18 protein-coding genes are annotated in these 16,435 nt (G+C 72.1%); 7 read left to right on the forward strand and 11 right to left on the reverse strand.

What is annotated here, in order from left to right:
- Positions 1 to 53 precede the first annotated feature (53 nt).
- Positions 54 to 1,616, forward strand: a complete 1,563-nt coding sequence (locus tag EDF64_RS02485; protein WP_133518486.1) for an AAA family ATPase — start codon at positions 54 to 56, stop codon at positions 1,614 to 1,616.
- On the opposite strand, the gene EDF64_RS02490 is transcribed toward EDF64_RS02485, so the two are convergent.
- The 3 genes from EDF64_RS02490 to EDF64_RS02500 are packed head-to-tail and all read right to left on the reverse strand — an operon-like array spanning position 1,617 to position 3,763.
- Entirely contained in the window at positions 1,617 to 2,666 is a 1,050-nt protein-coding gene (locus tag EDF64_RS02490) for a lipoate--protein ligase family protein (protein WP_133518487.1), read from the reverse strand.
- 9 nt (positions 2,667 to 2,675) lie between these two features.
- Entirely contained in the window at positions 2,676 to 2,921 is a 246-nt protein-coding gene (locus EDF64_RS18070; protein WP_166645567.1) for a hypothetical protein, read from the reverse strand.
- Positions 2,894 to 3,763: an alpha/beta hydrolase gene (locus EDF64_RS02500; protein WP_133518488.1), complete on the reverse strand. Its 870-nt coding sequence runs from the start codon at positions 3,761 to 3,763 to the stop codon at positions 2,894 to 2,896. The genes EDF64_RS18070 and EDF64_RS02500 overlap by 28 nt, the downstream gene beginning before the upstream one ends.
- Positions 3,764 to 3,850: 87 nt before the next feature.
- On the opposite strand from EDF64_RS02500, the gene EDF64_RS02505 reads away from it, so the two are divergent.
- The gene (locus EDF64_RS02505; protein ID WP_166645568.1) at positions 3,851 to 5,041 is read left to right on the forward strand and encodes an inorganic phosphate transporter; all 1,191 of its coding nucleotides are present in this window, start codon (positions 3,851 to 3,853) and stop codon (positions 5,039 to 5,041) included.
- A gap of 11 nt (positions 5,042 to 5,052) precedes the next feature.
- On the forward strand, positions 5,053 to 5,322 hold the full coding sequence (locus tag EDF64_RS02510) for a hypothetical protein (RefSeq protein ID WP_133518489.1): 270 nt from the start codon (positions 5,053 to 5,055) through the stop codon (positions 5,320 to 5,322).
- A gap of 119 nt (positions 5,323 to 5,441) precedes the next feature.
- Here EDF64_RS02510 and EDF64_RS02515 read toward each other — a convergent pair whose 3' ends face one another.
- Positions 5,442 to 6,194: an SDR family NAD(P)-dependent oxidoreductase gene (locus EDF64_RS02515; protein WP_133518490.1), complete on the reverse strand. Its 753-nt coding sequence runs from the start codon at positions 6,192 to 6,194 to the stop codon at positions 5,442 to 5,444.
- Between the two features lie 95 nt (positions 6,195 to 6,289).
- On the opposite strand from EDF64_RS02515, the gene EDF64_RS02520 reads away from it, so the two are divergent.
- Both EDF64_RS02520 and EDF64_RS02525 read left to right on the forward strand, forming a co-directional pair.
- Positions 6,290 to 6,700: a MarR family winged helix-turn-helix transcriptional regulator gene (locus EDF64_RS02520; protein ID WP_133518491.1), complete on the forward strand. Its 411-nt coding sequence runs from the start codon at positions 6,290 to 6,292 to the stop codon at positions 6,698 to 6,700.
- On the forward strand, positions 6,697 to 8,043 hold the full coding sequence (locus EDF64_RS02525; protein ID WP_133518492.1) for an MFS transporter: 1,347 nt from the start codon (positions 6,697 to 6,699) through the stop codon (positions 8,041 to 8,043). The genes EDF64_RS02520 and EDF64_RS02525 overlap by 4 nt, the downstream gene beginning before the upstream one ends.
- 88 nt (positions 8,044 to 8,131) lie before the next feature.
- Here the strand turns inward: EDF64_RS02525 and EDF64_RS02530 are convergent, their stop codons facing one another.
- Complete coding sequence (locus EDF64_RS02530) at positions 8,132 to 9,028, reverse strand: alpha-E domain-containing protein (protein ID WP_166645569.1); 897 nt, start codon at positions 9,026 to 9,028, stop codon at positions 8,132 to 8,134.
- A 132-nt stretch (positions 9,029 to 9,160) separates the two neighbouring features.
- Between EDF64_RS02530 and EDF64_RS02535 the strand changes: the two genes are divergently transcribed.
- On the forward strand, positions 9,161 to 9,676 hold the full coding sequence (locus EDF64_RS02535; protein WP_133518494.1) for a MarR family winged helix-turn-helix transcriptional regulator: 516 nt from the start codon (positions 9,161 to 9,163) through the stop codon (positions 9,674 to 9,676).
- Positions 9,677 to 9,685: 9 nt separating this feature from the next.
- Positions 9,686 to 9,910, forward strand: coding sequence for a hypothetical protein (locus tag EDF64_RS02540; RefSeq protein ID WP_133518495.1), 225 nt, complete (start codon positions 9,686 to 9,688; stop codon positions 9,908 to 9,910).
- Between the two features lie 66 nt (positions 9,911 to 9,976).
- On the opposite strand, the gene EDF64_RS02545 is transcribed toward EDF64_RS02540, so the two are convergent.
- The 6 genes from EDF64_RS02545 to EDF64_RS02570 all read right to left on the reverse strand — a co-directional run bounded on the left by EDF64_RS02545 (position 9,977) and on the right by EDF64_RS02570 (position 16,406).
- Entirely contained in the window at positions 9,977 to 10,828 is an 852-nt protein-coding gene (locus EDF64_RS02545; RefSeq protein WP_133518496.1) for an NAD(P)-dependent oxidoreductase, read from the reverse strand.
- Positions 10,829 to 10,949: 121 nt separating this feature from the next.
- Positions 10,950 to 12,047, reverse strand: coding sequence for a M23 family metallopeptidase (locus EDF64_RS18390; protein WP_208108808.1), 1,098 nt, complete (start codon positions 12,045 to 12,047; stop codon positions 10,950 to 10,952).
- A gap of 19 nt (positions 12,048 to 12,066) precedes the next feature.
- Positions 12,067 to 12,444 carry a hypothetical protein gene (locus EDF64_RS02555; protein ID WP_133518497.1) on the reverse strand — a complete coding sequence of 126 codons (378 nt, stop codon included), beginning with the start codon at positions 12,442 to 12,444 and terminating at the stop codon, positions 12,067 to 12,069.
- Positions 12,445 to 12,575: 131 nt separating this feature from the next.
- Positions 12,576 to 13,319 (reverse strand): lysophospholipid acyltransferase family protein, encoded by a 744-nt coding sequence (locus EDF64_RS02560; protein ID WP_133518498.1) that lies wholly within the window; start codon positions 13,317 to 13,319, stop codon positions 12,576 to 12,578.
- Positions 13,320 to 13,397: 78 nt separating this feature from the next.
- Complete coding sequence (recQ, locus tag EDF64_RS02565; RefSeq protein ID WP_133518499.1) at positions 13,398 to 15,281, reverse strand: DNA helicase RecQ; 1,884 nt, start codon at positions 15,279 to 15,281, stop codon at positions 13,398 to 13,400.
- A 9-nt stretch (positions 15,282 to 15,290) separates the two neighbouring features.
- Positions 15,291 to 16,406 carry a CPBP family intramembrane glutamic endopeptidase gene (locus EDF64_RS02570; protein WP_133518500.1) on the reverse strand — a complete coding sequence of 372 codons (1,116 nt, stop codon included), beginning with the start codon at positions 16,404 to 16,406 and terminating at the stop codon, positions 15,291 to 15,293.
- Positions 16,407 to 16,435 lie beyond the last annotated feature (29 nt).

Below are 16,435 nucleotides of genomic sequence, written 5' to 3' on the forward strand. Positions count from 1 at the left end.
ACGTCGTCCTGCAGGACGATGCCCGCTCCGGGGGCACGTGCCAAGATGACGACGTGCTCGACGACGCAGACCGTGACCTGATGCGGGCCTTCGCCCGCTACATCGAGAAGGCGAACGAACTCGCCGCCTCCGAGCAGCAGGCGGTGCTCACGCCCGTCGGCGAACGGATCCGCGAGCACCTCGGCGTCGACCCGCAGTCCGTCCCCGTGGTCACCGAGGAGTTCCCCGACCACCGGCTCGTCGACGCGGACATCGCACTCGAGGAACTCGCTGGCACCGCGGCGGACGCGCTCGTCGGCATCGCCGGTGACGACAGCCGCTTCCACAGCTCGGTGAGCGAGCTCGTCGCCAACCCGCACACCCGTTGGACCACGGGCCCGGTGAGCTACGCGCCGCGGGCGACCAGCGCCGACGACACGCGTCGGGTGGTCTCGTTCGGCCTGCGGTTCCTGACGTTCGACGGCGCCCCGGTGGCGGTCGTCCAGCGGTCGGCGAAGCCCGAGTACGGCCGTGCGCAGGCGACGCTCGAGATCCTCGCCGCCGACCAGGACGCCGGCAGCGCCTTCCTGCTGCGGCTCCGCGCCCTCATGATCGAGCGGAGCGTCCTGCGCGGCCAGGTGCTGTCGTTCGTGCAGTCCGAGTACGGGTCCGACGCCGGCGCGACGTTCCTCCGACGCCCCGAGGTCGGCGCCGACGACGTCGTGCTGAGCGACGGCGTGCTCGACGAGGTCGTGGACCACGTCGTCGGGATCGGCGAGCAGCGTGATGCGCTCCTCGCGGCAGGCCAGCACCTCAAGCGCGGGGTGCTGCTCTACGGCCCGCCCGGCACCGGGAAGACGCTCACCATCCGCCACCTGCTGGCTCGGACCCCCGGCGTGACGGCGATCCTGCTCACCGGGTCGAGCATCCGGGCGATCGGCTCCGCTGCCGAGATCGCCCGCACGTTCCAGCCGTCGATCGTCGTCCTCGAGGACATCGACCTCGTCGCCATGGAGCGGCACAGCTCCCCGCAGCCGCTCCTGTTCGAGGTGCTCGACGCCCTCGACGGACTCGACGGCGACGCGGACGTGGCGTTCGTGATGACGACGAACCGGGTGTCCGTGCTCGAACGCGCCCTGGCCGATCGCCCCGGTCGGGTGGACCTGGCCGTCGAGATCCCCTTGCCCCAACTACCCGAACGGGTGCGGCTGTTCCGCCGGTACGCCGCGGCGCTGCCGTTCTCCGACGCGGCCCTGTCCGAGGCGGCCGAGCGAGCGGAGGGCACCACCGGGTCGTTCGCGAAGGAGCTCATGCGGCGGAGCGTCCTCGCGGCGGCACTGCGTGACGCCGAGCCGTCGGACGTCGACCTCCGTGCTGCGCTCGACTCCCTGCTCACCGAGCGGTCGGCGCTGACGCGGAAGCTGCTCGGCACCCGGACGGGCGGCGAGCACGACGAGGACGACGAGCACGACGAGGACCCCGACGAGGTCACCTATTCGGGCTCGTACGTGGCCGTCGCGCCCCTCGCGCACACCACGTTCGCCCCGGGCCCGATGCAGAGCCGACTCGACGTGACCCTGCGGTCACCCGAGGACGACGACGACATCGACGACGAGGACCGCTCCCGCGAACGGTGATCAGGGAACGCGCTCGAGCCACTCCTGCGTCGCGAACTTCGTCCGCACGAGTTCCTGGGCCCGCGCCCGCTCGGCCTCGGTCACGTGCCCCTCGTGCGCGCCGTAGAGCTTCGTGAACGTGCCCTTCAGCCGCTCGATGATCTCGGCGCGACTCAGCCCGGTCTGGGACCGCAGCGGGTCGACACGCTTCGCCGCGCTCGTGGTCCCCTTGTCGCTCATCTTCTCGCGCCCGATCCGGAGGACCTGCACCATCTTCTCGCCGTCCATGTCGTAGCTCATGGTGGCGTGGTGGAGCAGCGATCCGGTGCCGAGGCGCTTCTGGGCGGCGCCGCCGATCTTCCCCTTCGTCGAGGAGATGTCGTTGAGCGGCTGGTAGTACGCCTCGATGCCGAGGGACTTCAGCGCCTCGATCACCCACTCGTCGAGGTACGCGTACGAGTCGGCGAAGGTCATGCCCTGCACGAGGTCGGTCGGCACGTAGAGCGAGTACGAGATGATCGCGCCGGCGTCCATGAACATCGCGCCGCCGCCGGAGATCCGCCGCACGACCTCGACGCCGTACTTCGCCGCGCCCTCCGGGTCCACTTCGTTCTTGAGCGACTGGAAGGACCCGATGACGACGGCCGGCTGGTCCCACTCCCAGATGCGCAGGGTCGGACCGCGGCGGCCAGCGCCCACCTCTTCGGTGAGGACCTGGTCGAGGGCGAGGTGCTCGTTCGGGCTGATCGGCCCCTCGTGGACGATCTCCCAGTCGTACTCCTGCCACGTGCTCGCGCGGGACAGCGCCCGGCGGACGGCGACGCCGACGGACTCGGGGGTGAAGCCGAGGAGCACGGCGTCCTCCGGCAGGGCGGCTCGGACGGCCGTGGCGATGCCGGCAGCGTCGGTGGTCGCCGGCAGGCCGTTCACCGCCTGGTCGATGCGCGGCAGCGCGTCGTCGGGTTCGAGGAAGAAGTCCCCCGCCAGACGGAACTCGTGGATGACGCCGTCGACGACCTCGAGGTCGACGACGACCAGCTTGCCCCCGGGGACCTTGTACTCACCGTGCATGACGCAACCCTATTCCGGGCGGGTGACGGTCCGGCGGTGCGGCCGGAACAGGGCAGCCTGAAGGCGCGTGGCGGCGCCGCCACGCGCCTCCAGGCCCGGTGGGTCGCACCTGCAGACCGCCGCCGGTCTCGTCAGCGTCCGTGTCAGGGTCAGCGTCAGCGTCAGCGTCAGCGTCAGCGTCAGCGTCAGCGTCAGCGTCAGCGTCAGCGTCAGCGTCAGCGTCAGCGTCAGCGGGTCGTCGCCCGGTCCAGCCACGCGACCAGGTCGGCGACCACCTCGTCGCGGTTCGTCTCGTTGTAGACCTCGTGCCGCGCCCCCTCGTACACCTGCACCGTCACGTCGGAGAGCCGACCCCGCCGCCGGTACGCCTGCGCGAGCCGCTCGACGGAGCGAGGGCCGCCGAGCGGGTCGTCCGACCCGACCTGCAGCAGCATCGGCAGGTCGTGCGGGATGCCCCGACGCGGCACCCCGAGCAGCCGCAGCGTGTCCGCCAGACCGAACAGGCCGATGACGTCCGCCTCGACCGCCAGCGGGTCGACCGCCATCGCGTCGATGACCTTCCGGTCACGGGTGAGCCACTCGAACTTCGTCGGCCCGGACCCCGCGTGCCGGGCGTTCAGGTCGCCGCTGTTCATCCACCCGGGCAGTCGGTACGCGCTGCCGGAGAGCACGACGCCGTCGTACGACCCGGACGAGGTGTTCACGATCCGCTGGGCCATGAGCGAGCCCCACGAGTGTCCGAGGAGCACGAGCGGGACGCCCGGGGTGTCCTCCTTCGCGACCGCGGTCATCTGCTCGACCGCTGCGATCGCGGCGCGCAGGCCACCGGGTCCGAGGCGCCCGAGCTTCGCGTGGTCGCCCTCCCACTGCCCGAGACCGGTGCGCCCGTGCCCGCGGTGGTCGTTCACGTGGACGGTGTAGCCGGCGCGGACGAGGTCCTGCGCGAGGGGCTCGTAGCGGAGCCCGTGCTCCCCGACGCCGTGCGCGATCTGCACGATGCCCTTCGGTCGCGCCGCCCGCCAGGTGGAGTAGACGATCTCGACGCCGTACGCGTCGGTGAACGAGGCGTCGCCTCGCGCTGCGGAGAAGGTGGGCACGGGTCGATCCTCCCAGATCGGCAGGCGGTCCAGCCTGTTCACCCGGCGTTCACGCAGCCGGTGCGGCGTGGGCCTACCGTCCCCGGCATGGACGTCCTCGTCACCGTCGTGCTGGTGATCGTCGTTGCGCTCGTGTTCGACTTCACGAACGGCTTCCACGACACCGCGAACGCCATGGCCACCTCGGTCGCCACGGGTGCCCTCAAGCCCCGCACCGCCGTGCTCATCTCCGCCGTCCTCAACGTGGTCGGCGCCTTCCTCTCCACCGAGGTCGCCAAGACCGTCTCCCAGGGCATCATCCGCGAGGGGCAGGACGGCGTCCACATCTCCCCCACGATGATCTTCGCGGGACTCGTCGGCGCCGTGCTCTGGAACCTCGCCACCTGGTACTTCGGCCTGCCGTCGTCGTCGACGCACGCGCTGTTCGGCGGCCTCATCGGGGCGTCGATCATCGGCGCCGGACTGCAGTCCGTCGACTGGGCCACGGTCGTGTCGAAGGTCGTGCTGCCGGCGCTGCTCTCCCCCGTCATCGCCGGGGTGATCGCCCTCGTCGCGACCTACCTGGCGTACACGCTCACGAAGAACGCGACCACGCACGGTGCGGCGACCGGCTTCCGGCACGGGCAGACGATCTCGGCGTCGCTGGTGTCGCTCGCGCACGGCACGAACGACGCGCAGAAGACGATGGGCGTGATCACGCTGACCCTGATCGCCGCGAACTACCAGTCGGCGGGCACCGGCCCGGCGCTCTGGGTGATCCTGGCCTGCGGCCTCGCGATCGGCCTCGGCACCTACACGGGCGGCTGGCGGATCATGCAGACCGTCGGCAAGAAGATCTCCGACGTGCAGTCCCCGCAGGGCTTCGCGGCGGAGACCAGCTCGGCCGCGACGATCCTGGTGTCGTCGCACCTCGGGTTCGCGCTCTCGACGACGCACGTCACGAGCGGCTCCGTGATCGGCTCCGGCCTGGGCAAGAAGCTCGCCGACGTGCACTGGTCGGTCGTCGGCCGGATCGTCGTCGCGTGGGTGATCACGCTGCCGGCGGCCGCGGTGGTCGGCGCACTCGCCACGGCCCTCGCCGCGACGTCCACGCTCGGCCTGGTGGTCGTCGCGGTGCTCGCGCTCGCCGCCGGTCTGGCGTTCTTCGTCCTCGCCCGGCGGAAGCCGATCAACGCCGCCGACGTGCGCGACGCCGACGGCACCGACGGCACCGAGGGCACCGGCGGCGCCGACGGCTCGCGTGGCAAGGACCCGGCCGTCGCGCCGGCAGAGGCCTGAGGAGGACACGCATGGACATCGACTTCACCAGCATCGCCACCGTGGCGGGCGTCGGGTTCGTCTCGGCCGTCGGCGTGGTGCTCGTCTACACGCTCGGCCTGCGGCTGCTCGGCACCGGACAGCCGACGGACGCGGGCGGCGACCACACCCAGTACGCCCAGGAGTCGGCTCGGTCGGGGCACACGCCGCCGATCGCGTTGGCGGGCGCGGTGGTGTGCTTCGCGGTGTGCATCGCTGCGGTGTTGCTCGGGATCTGGCTCACGATCCCGCAGTTCCACTAGCGCGTTCCGTCCCATCGCGCCCGCTGTAGGAAGCGGAATCGCGCATGGGGAGTCGGAACTTCCGACCTCCCATGCGCGATTCGTCATCCCACGCGCGGAACGACCCGCCAGGGCCAGGCTCAGTGCGCGCTGTAGCCGCCGTCGACCAGGTGGTAGCTGCCGCTGATGAAGGACGCCTTGTCGCTCAGCAGGAACAGCACGAGTGCGGCGACCTCGGCATCGGTGCCGAGGCGCTTCGCGGCGTGCTCGGCCTCGAGCGCCGACAGGGCCTCGGACGACAGCGATGCCCGGACGAGCGGGGTGTCGATGAAGCCCGGGCCGACGGCGTTCGTGCGGACGCCCTGCGCGGTGTACTCGAGCGCAGCGACCTTGGTCAGCCCGACGAGTGCGTGCTTCGAGGCGACGTACGCCGCGTTCTGCGCGATGCCGACCGAGCCGAGCACCGACGACATGTTCACGATCGCACCACCACCGGAGGCGAGCATCGCGGGGATCTCGTAGCGGAGGCCGTAGAACACCCCGTCGAGGTCCACCGCGCGCACGCGGTCCCAGGCGGCGACGTCGTACTCGCCGATGGGCTGCGGGGCCGCACCGATGCCGGCGTTGTTCACGGCGAGGTGGAGCGCGCCGTACGTGTCGACGGCGAACTGCACCATGCGCTCGTTGTCGCCCGCGACGGCGGAGTTGGCCTCGAACGCCGTGGCCGTGCCGCCGGCGGCCTCGATCTCGGACGCGACGCGCTGCGCGGCGTCGAGCTTGATGTCGGTGGCGACGACCTTCGCGCCCGCCGCGGCGAGCTCCTTCGCGATGGACTCACCGATGCCGCTGCCGCCACCGGTGACGATCGCGACCTTGCCCTCGAACTCGGACATGTTCTCCTTCTCTCTTGGCAACACCTGTTGTCTAGTCGAAGCGTACACCCGCAAACCAGTTCGTTCGCTGAACTAATGAGGTAGGCTAACGACCCGTGACCGACGCCACCGACCTCCGCATCGCCGTGAACCGGCTGTCCCGGACCCTCCGCGCACAGAAGGCCGACACGACCGTCACCGACGCGCAGTTCTCCGCCCTCGCCCGGCTGCACCGCGACGGCGCGATGTCGCTCGCCGACCTCAGCCGGCAGGACGGGGTGACGCCGCCGTCGATGACGAAGACGATCGCCGTGCTCGTCGACCGCGGCCTCGTGTCGAAGGACGGCCACGGGGACGACCGGCGCAAGGTGCTCCTCTGCGCCACGGCCGCCGGCGCCGCCTTCGTCGAGGAGACCCGTCGCCGCCGGGACGGCTGGCTCACCCCGCGCCTCGCCGAACTCACCGAGGCCGAACGGCAGACCCTCGCCGACGCCACCGAGATCATGAGGAGGCTGGCCCAGCAGTGACCGCCATGTTCCGCTCCCTGTCCACCCACAACTACCGCATCTGGTTCGCGGGGGCACTCGTCTCCAACGTCGGCACCTGGATGCAGCGCACCGCCCAGGACTGGATCGTCCTCACCAAGCTCTCCGACAACGACGCGATCGCGGTCGGCATCACGATGGCGCTGCAGTTCGGACCACAGCTGCTGCTCCTCCCCCTCACCGGCCTCGCCGCCGACCGGTTCGACCGGCGGAAGATGCTCATGCTGACGCAGGGACTGATGGGGGCGCTCGGGCTCGGCCTGGGAATCATGGTCCTCACGGACACCGCGACGCTCTGGTCGCTCTACGGCTTCGCCCTGGCGCTCGGCGTCGTCGCAGCGTTCGACACCCCGATCCGGCAGGCCTTCGTGTCCGACGTCGTGCAGGGCGAGCACGTCGCGAACGCCGTGGCGCTCAACTCCGCGTCGTTCAACGCCGCACGGCTCATCGGCCCCGCGGTCGCCGGCGTGCTCATCGCAGCGATCGGCTCCGGCTGGGTGTTCGTCATCAACGCCGGGTCGTTCTTGGCCGTCCTCATCGCGCTGCGCTTCGTCGACCCCGCGCAGCTCGCCGAACGCATCCGGGCGAAGCGCGGCAAGGGCCAGATCATCGCCGGCTTCCAGTACGTGCGGACCCGGCCCGACATCATCGTCGTGCTCTGCATGATCTTCGTCGTCGGCACGTTCGGCGTGAACTTCCCGATCTTCACCTCGACGATGGCGCGGGTGGAGTTCCACAAGGGCGCCGGGGAGTTCGGCCTGCTCAACTCCGTGATGGCGATCGGCTCGGTCGCCGGTGCGCTCCTGTCGGCACGGCGCGATCGTCCGCGGATGCGCACGCTCGTGATCGCCTCCGCCGGCTTCGGCATCGCATGTGTCGCCGCCGCGCTCGCACCGACGTACTGGACCTTCGCGTTCGTCCTGGTGTTCGTCGGCCTCGCGTCCCTCACCTTCATGACGACGGCGAACGCCCTCGTGCAGACCACGACGAAGCCGGCGATGCGTGGCCGGGTGATGGCGCTCTACATGGCGATCTTCGCCGGGGGCACCCCGATCGGCGCTCCGATCGTCGGCGCGGTCGCCGACGCCTGGGGTCCGCGCTGGGCCATCGCGGTCGGTGCCGCCTCCGGGTTCGTGGCGCTCGCGATCGCGCTCGTCTGGCTCATCCGGTGGGAGCGTTTCCGGGTCCGGTACGACGCCGACACCCGCCTGCACCTGGCGATCACGCACGCCGTGCCCGTGGTCGGGACGCGCGCCTCGCGCGCCGCGGTGCGACACGACCTGGAACGCGACGAGGCGGTCGCCGACCGGTCCAGCGCCGTCTGACGCGACCCACCGACGGCCTGGAGGCACGTGGCGGCCCCGCCCCGCGCCTCCAGTCCGGCGCCCGGTCGCCCTGACGGCGGGAGGCGACCTACCGGGCCGCCTCCGCGGTGGCGAAGACGCGTTCGTCGAGGGCGGCGGCGACCCGGTCGGCCGCGACCGCCAGGCGCTGCCCCGCCGTCCGGGCGACCAGCAGCGCGGTGTCAGCTGACACCGCCTCGAGGTCCCGACGCGTCTCCGTGAACGCACCCACCTCGTCCTCGATGCAGGACGGCGCGACGTCCGCCAGGCACTCGTCCGTCCGCCGCGCCAGGAACCGGAGCGATCGGGGGCTGTGCTCGTCGAGGAGCAGGAACGCGGCGGCGTCCTCGGGGCCGAGCGTGTGGTGGTCGCGGCCGCGCTGGAACGCCTCGCCGGCACCGCAGGCACGGAGCGCGGTGGCCCACGACGAGCCGGACTCGGGGTCGAGCAGCCCGGACGCGACCAGCCGAGCCGTCGCCGCGCAGCGCTGCAGCGAGCGACCGAGGGTGAAGAACTCCCAGACCTCGTCGCGGCTGGCGTCCGCCTCGACGACACCGATGGCGAGGGCACTGCGCTCGCGGACCCACCCGAGGAACTCGTGGGCACGGTCGGGCGAGACCTTCCGCGGCATCCGCGACCGGGTGACGTTGAGGCAGTCCCACAGTTCGGTGGAGACGACGTCGCGGGCACGGCGAGCGTGGTCCCGGGCGACCGCCACCGCCGACGCGATCGAGGCCGGTTCGTGCCGGTCGAGGGCGAGCGAGTCGATGGTCGACGCACGGTCCGGGTCGTTCGCCGGGCCGGCCGCACCCACGACGGACCGGAGCTCCGCGGCGACCGCTCGGTCCTGGTCGACCGCGGCCGGCTCGCCCCGCGCGACGTAGACGTCGAGCATCCTGGCGACGACGTCCGTGCGTTCGACGGCGTTCCCGACGTGGAAGACGCTCCCCGCGAGTCGGCTCAGCACGTCGGCTCCTGCATGTCGTGAACCTACTGACCGGTCGTTGCCGGGGTGTTTCGTCGCCGCGTCACGGGTGTTGCAGTCGGCCGATCGGCGCACTCGCTAGACAAACTAACTAGACCGTCTAGCATTGTCGTCATGACTTCCGAGGTGACGACGAGCGCCGCGGGATTCTGGTACGACGAGGAGTCCAGGGTCGACGCGGTGGACGTGCTCAACGCGTTGCGCCGGTACCGGACCGCCGAGACCTCGGCGCAGCGCCGGGCCCGCGAAGCACTCGGCATCGGCGAGAACGCCCTGCTGGCGCTCCGCGTGCTCCTCGACGCCGAGAAGGCCGGTCGCACCGTCAACGCGAAGGACCTCGCCGAGCAGCTGGAGATCACCGCAGCCTCGACCTCGGCGCTCGTCGACCGGCTCGTCCGAAGTGGCCACGTCGTCCGGCACGCCGACCCGAACGACCGCCGCGGCGTCATCCTCACCGCCACGGGTGCCTCGATGCGCCACGTGATGCGCGTGCTCGACCAGCTCGACTCCCGCGCGATCCAGGCGACCGAGCACCTGTCGGACGCCGAGATGGCGGTGATCGTCGCGTTCCTCGACCAGATGGTCCGCGTGGTCGACGACGTGGACTCCGTCCGCGGGCGCTCCGCGTAGCCTGCTCCCATGGCAGACACGGGCGCACACGGTCAGACGCCCGCGCCGCACGACCCCGAGGACGACATGCCCTTCGCGGAACTCGACGCCCGCGCCCGGGCCGACGCGGCACTCCGGCGCATCCAGAACGGCTCGGACCCCGCCCGAGAGGCGTTCGACCTCGCCAACACGATGAACGACGAGACCGTCGGACGGCTGACGAACGCCGTCCGACGGTTCTTCCGCCGCGGCTGACGCAGCGCGCGCGGCTTGCGCGGCGCGCGGCTTGCGCCGGTGGCGCGGCTTGCGCCGGTCGCGCGGTCAGCGCGGCGTGAAGGCGGTGCCGACCGCGGCGATGTCGTCGCCGCCGTGGCCCGCCGCGCTGGCGTCCGCGTAGACCCGGCCGAGAGCGTCGAGCAGCACGGTCGAGACCCCCGACGCCCGTGCGGCATCCGCGATGAGGCCGATGTCCTTCCGCAGACCGTCGAGCGCGAACTGCGCCGGGAACTCCCCCGCGATGATCGACTTCCCCTTCGTGTGGGCGTACGCCGAGTCGCTCGCGCTGCCCTCGATCGCCTGCAGGAACAGCGCCGGGTCGAGCCCGAGAGACGCCGCGAGCGCGAGGGACTGGCCGGTCGCCGCCGTGATCGAGGCGATCCAGGCGTTCGCGGCGAGCTTGAGCGCCGTCCCCGCCCCGACCTGGTCGCCGGCACGGACGGTCTTCGCCCCCACGGCGTCGAGGACGGGGTCGATGCGGTCGAGGACCTCGGTGGGCCCGGCGGCGAGCATCGTCAGCGTGCCCTGCTCCGCCGGCGCCTTCGTGCCGAGCATCATCGCCTCGACGAGCGTGATGCCGTACTTCCCGGCGAGCTGCACGACGGTCTCGGTGCCGGCGACCCCGATCGTCGAGGCCTGCACCCACACGGCGTCCGTCGGGGCGTCCCCGGCGGCCGACTCCAGCACGTCCAGCACGGCCTCGGTGTCGAAGAGCGTGAGTAGGACGACCTCGGCGTCGGCCACGGCCTCGGCCGGGTCGGTCGCGACGGTTCCTCCCCGTGCAGCGAGCGGGGCTGCTTTGTCGGCGGTCCGGTTCCAGACCGTCACCTCGTGGCCCTCACGGAGCAGCGACCCCGCCACCCCGGCGCCCATCGTCCCCGTCCCCAGTACCGTCACCCGCACGTGCGTCTCCGTCTCCCGAGCGACACCGTGCCGCTCTCCGTGTCGACGCTACGCGCCCGGCGTCAGAGCGAGCCGCGGTGCTGGAGCCGTCCGAGGCGCGCGAGGGGCCGCGGCGTCAGAGCAACCCGCGGTGCTGGAGCCACACCGCGGGGTCGACCGGGGTGCCGCCGAGGATGACCTCGAAGTGCAGGTGCGACCCGGTCGAGACGCCGGTGTTGCCCACGGCGCCGATCCGCTCCCCGGCCGACACCGACTGGCCGACGCGGACACCGATCTGCGACAGGTGGCCGTAGCGCGTCTGCGACCCATCGGCGTGCTGCAGGAGCACCTGGTTGCCGTACCCCCCGAGCACACCGGCGGCGACCACGCGGCCGGACATCGCCGCGACGACCGCGGTGCCGGTGGGTGCGGCGAAGTCGAGCCCGTGGTGGTTCGTCGAGCACGCCGCGCAGCCGCGGACCCACCGGGAGCCGAACCCACCCGCCGCCGGGATCGTGCCGACGACCGGACGGACGGATGCCGGACCGTCGCCGGTCGACGGCGGTGGTGCGGCGGGCATCCGGATCGGGATCCGACCGATCGCGAACGCATCGCGCTGGACCGGGATCGTGGCCCCCTCGGCGACGGTGTACTCCTGCGCGTCGAGCGCCGGGAGCGCCGCCGGTGGTGGCGCCGCCACGGCGGTCTGCGGGGTCGCGACCGTGACGAACAGACAGGCCGCGACGGCTGTTGCGGTGACGGGGACCGCCTTCGCGGAGGCGACCGCGTGCCCGATCGTCCGCAGCGGCAGGGTGATCGCCTGGGTCACGGAGCGGGCGAGCGAGTCGGCCGCGGGCCTGGAGGCGCGACCCGGCCTCGTCACGCCCGCTCCGGCCCGCCGGGTGGCCGGGCCGGGACTGGAGGCGCGACCCGGCCCCGTCACGCCCGCTCCGGCCAGCCGGGTGGCCTGGTCGGGAGCGGTGGAGACCGGGACGGCGGGAGTGGTCGCCGCCGCCCCGGTGGTCTGGTGGTGGCCCGCGGAGTCGCGGCCGGCTGCTGTGTCGTTGGGGGCGGTCGGCCGACGTCGCGCGCCCGACGCCCCGGCCTCGGCCTTCCGGCGGGCCCGACGGGTCGGGAAGCCCTCGGTCACCGAGGCGGCTGCGGCGGCGGCGTTCGCCGCGTGCCTGGCCGCGCCGCGCGGACGCATGGGCTGGAGGTCGGTCGTCGAGGTCATCGGGAGCGCGAGCTGCGGGTCAGGCGCGGACCACGCCGTCGCGGGTGATCTGCTCGAGCTCGGCCACGACGGCGTCGACGACCGCGCGGGTGATCGCGTCGGCGACGGCCTCGACCAGGACGAGCTGCTCGGCGCGGACAGCGTGCCCGGCGTCGGCAGCGGCGACGACCCTGGCCGGGATCTCGTCGATCGCGGCGACGAGGGCGGCGGGGACGAGCATCGAGTCACGCGAGCGGACCGGAGCGGAGATCGGGGAGGTGGGAGCGGGCGTGAAGCTCGCCCGGGCCGTGGTCGGGAGCGACGGTCCGCCGGTCGTGACGGGAGCCGAGTCGGACTGCGCGGACGCGGTGCCCTCGGTCCGGCGGGCAATGGAGTCGAAGAGCGGGGTGGAGGACATGCTGCGGGCCTACCGATCGGTGTGAGGCGGTCCGTTCTCGGCCGGACCGCGGTGGGATGTGCCCCTGGGCACGCCCTCATTCAAACACCGATATTTCAAATGTGCAATAGCGCTCGACCAGATACCGATGATCAGTCGGGTTCGACGGCCTCGGTCGGATCGTCACGCCGGAGCGCCTGGCGCACGCGCTCCACGATCGTGGCCGGCGGGTTGTTGTAGGCGTTCGCGGGCTCCTGGCCGCTGAGCTCCTGGATCGCGGCCATCACGGCGTCGGTGGCGTGGCGGCGAGCACGGCCCGAGGACGCTTCGCCGAACGACGACAGGTCGAGCGGCTTCCCGAACTCGATCGTCACCTTCGCGAGCTTCGGGACCCGCGATCCGACCGGCTGCACGTCCTCGGTGCCGCTGAGCGCGACGGGCACCACCGGAGCGCCACTCGTCAGGGCGAGCCAGGCCACGCCCGTGCGGCCCTTGTAGATCCGGCCGTCGAGCGAGCGCGTGCCCTCGGGGTAGATCGCGAAGGCCTCGCCCGCCTCGAGCCGTTCGAGGCCGAGGTCGAGGGCGTGCTGCGCCGCCGACCCCGCACCGCGCTCGACGCCGATGGCGCCGATGCCGCCGAAGAACGCACGGGACACGGCACCGCGCAGGCCCGTCCCGGTGAAGTACTCCTGCTTCGCGAGGAACGAGACCTTCCGGGGCGCCATCAGCGTGATCGCCGGGGAGTCGATGAACGAGCGGTGGTTGCTCGCCAGGATCACCGGGCCGCGCTTCGGGACGTTCTTCCGACCGATGATCCGTGGACGCCACAGCATGCGTGCCAGCGGGGTCACCACCGCACGGCTGAGCGTGGTGGTGAACTTCGTCGATCCGGACACCGGGCCTCCTCGTGACGGGAGTCTCCGAGTGTAGTGACGGCCGCGGCACCCGCATGCCCGTCCGGGAATGTGTCGCGGTCAGTCCGCCGCGGCGACCACGTCGAGCACGGCACGGCCGTAGCGCTCGAGCTTCGCCCCACCGACGCCGGAGATCTCGGACAGCTGGTCCTCGTCCGCCGGCTTCACCGCCGCGATGCCGCGCAACGTCGCGTCGTTGAACACCACGTACGCCGGGACACCCTGCTCGCGGGCCTGGGCCGCACGCCACACGCGCAGTGCCTCGAAGAGCCCGACGGCTTCCTGCGGCATGTCCGTCACGACCGCGCGTCGTGCCCGGCTGCCGCGCGGTGCCTTCACCGGGTCGCGGCGCATCCGCACGGTGACCTTGCCGCCGAGGACGTCCGCACTCGTCGGACTGAGGACGATCGTGCCGAACCCGTCGCCCGACACCGCGGCGTACCCCTGCGCCAGCAGCTGCCGCGCGACCGCGCGCCACTCGGCCTCGCCGAGGTCGTTGCCGATGCCGAAGGTCGCGAGGGACTCGTGACGGAGCTCCTGCACGCGCGGCGACGGCTTGCCGACCAGGATGTCGACGAGGTGCGACACGCCGTACCGCTGCCCGCGCTCACGGTCGAGCCGGACGACGGTGGAGAGGAGCTTCTGCGCCGGCACCGTGCCGTCCCACGACTCGGGCGGGGCGATGCACGTGTCGCAGTTGCCGCACGCCGTGGACTCCTGCCCGAAGTACGCGAGCAGCCGGACGCGGCGGCACTCGATCGTCTCGCACAGGGCGAGCATGGCGTCGAGGTGCGCGCTGAGCTGCCGTCGGTGCGCTGCGTCGCCCTCGGACTGGTCGATCATCCGGCGCTGTTGCACGACGTCGTTCAGACCGTAGGCGAGCCACGCGGTCGCGGGCAGCCCGTCGCGCCCGGCACGACCGGTCTCTTGGTAGTACCCCTCGACCGACTTCGGCAGGTCGAGGTGCGCCACGAAACGGACGTCCGGCTTGTCGATGCCCATGCCGAACGCGATCGTGGCGACCATGACGATGCCGTCCTCGCGCAGGAAGGTCGACTGGTTGCGCTCCCGCACCGTGGCGTCGAGGCCGGCGTGGTACGGCAGCGCCGGGATCCCCTGCTCGGCGAGGGCGGTCGCGGTGCGCTCGACCGAGTTGCGGGACAGGCAGTAGACGATGCCCGCGTCGCCGCTGTGCTCGGTGCGGATGAAGGTGAGGAGCTGCTGCAGCGCGCCGGTCTTCGGCTCGATGCGGTACTGGATGTTCGGCCGGTCGAAGTCGGCGACGAAGTGTGCGGCGTCGTCGAGGCCGAGCCGAGCCGAGATCTCACGGTGGGTCTGCGGCGTGGCCGTGGCCGTCAGCGCGATGCGCGGCACCGTCGGCCAGCGCTCGTGCAGGACGCTCAGCTCGAGGTAGTCCGGACGGAAGTCGTGCCCCCACTGTGCGACGCAGTGGGCTTCGTCGATGGCGAACAGGGCGATCCGCGCGCGGTCGAGCAGTGCGCGGGTGGACTCGAGTCGGAGCCGCTCGGGTGCGAGGTAGAGCATGTCCACCTCGCCCGAGACGACCGCACGCTCGACGCGGGCCCGTTCGTCGGGGCCCTGCGTCGAGTTGAGGAACGCGGCCTTGACGCCGTTCGCTGCGAGGGCGTCGACTTGGTCCTGCATGAGGGCGATGAGTGGCGACACGACGACCCCGACGCCGTCGCGGACGAGTGACGGCACCTGGTAGCACAGCGATTTGCCGCCACCGGTGGGCATGAGCACGAGGGCGTCACCGCCGGACACGACCTGGTCGATGATCGCGGCCTGCTCGCCCCGGAAGTCGTCGTACCCCCAGACGCGCCGCAGCACCTCGAGCGCAGCGGCGCGCGCCTGCGAGACCGCACCAGCGGGCGCAGAGGCGCCCCCGTCGGGCACGGCGACGGGCGCGGGCGTGGTGCTCATGCCACGAGCCTACGGCCGACCGGCGACACCCACGGCGTTGTCCACAGCGCCCGCGCGGTCGCCGGACCCGGCCACGTCGTCGGCGCGGGTCGGGGCGGTGGCCCAGCCCGTGCCTCCAGGCCGGAGCCACTGCCGCCCGCCTGCCCAGGCCGGGGCCACACCGCGGAACCGGGGCGCTTCCTGCCCGGCGAACCGCCGGTCGAGGCCCCGCCACCAGGCGAGGAGCTCCACCATGCCCCAGAACGCCAACGACGTCGCGAGCGTGAGCAGCCAGCCGCCGACCGTGCCGTTCGACGAGTCGAGGTCGATCTTGGACCAACCGGGCGCCTGCAGCACGAAGATCATGATGTTGTTGAACGCGTGCTGCAGGACGGTGGCTTCCATGCCGCCGGTGCGCAGGACGATGATCGCCGCGATCAGGCCGAACGAGCCGACGTCGAGGATGCCCCAGACGTTGTAGCCGTTCGGGATGTGCAGCAGGGCGAACACCACGGTCGAGACCGCCACGGCGACCACCGTGCCGACGACGCGCCACGGGATCCACGAGCCGATCGTCTGCATGAGGAAGCCGCGGAAGATGTACTCCTCCGCCGCGCCCTGGAACGGCACGAGCAGCAGCACGAGCACGATCGTCAGGGTCAGCGTGCCGATCGAGACCGTCGACTGCCCGATCGCGGCGTGGTCCCACCCGAAGCCGCCGTCGAACGTGAACATGCCGCCGGTCTGGAACAGGAACATGACCACGGCGATGACGAGCGTCGGCAGGAGGCACCAGGCCGTCCACGCCCAGCGCACCCGGAAGCGCGTCGAGGACAGGATGCCGGCCGGTCCGATCCGCGCGATCTTCACCGCGAGCAGGATGCCGGGCAGCAGCACCACGAGTGACACGAGCGACATCGACAGGACGATCGGGTCCGTCGGGTCGAGCGCGCCGCTCGCCAGGTCGTTCTGCAGGTCCATCAGCCCCTGCGGCCCCTGCGTGGCACCGATCGGGACGAAGTAGGCGACCGCGATGAGGACCTGCGACGCGAGGTACCAGCCCGCCAGGAAGGCGAGGGCCACGAGCGGGCGCCACCACCTCCAGCGTGCGTCGACGCGGGGCAGGCGGTGGTAGGGAACGCTCACGCCACGCAGGCTACCGGGCGGGGCAGGAT

Origin of the sequence: Curtobacterium flaccumfaciens (genome assembly GCF_004361695.1) — a bacterium.
Taxonomy (GTDB): Bacteria; Actinomycetota; Actinomycetes; order Actinomycetales; family Microbacteriaceae; genus Curtobacterium; species Curtobacterium flaccumfaciens_B.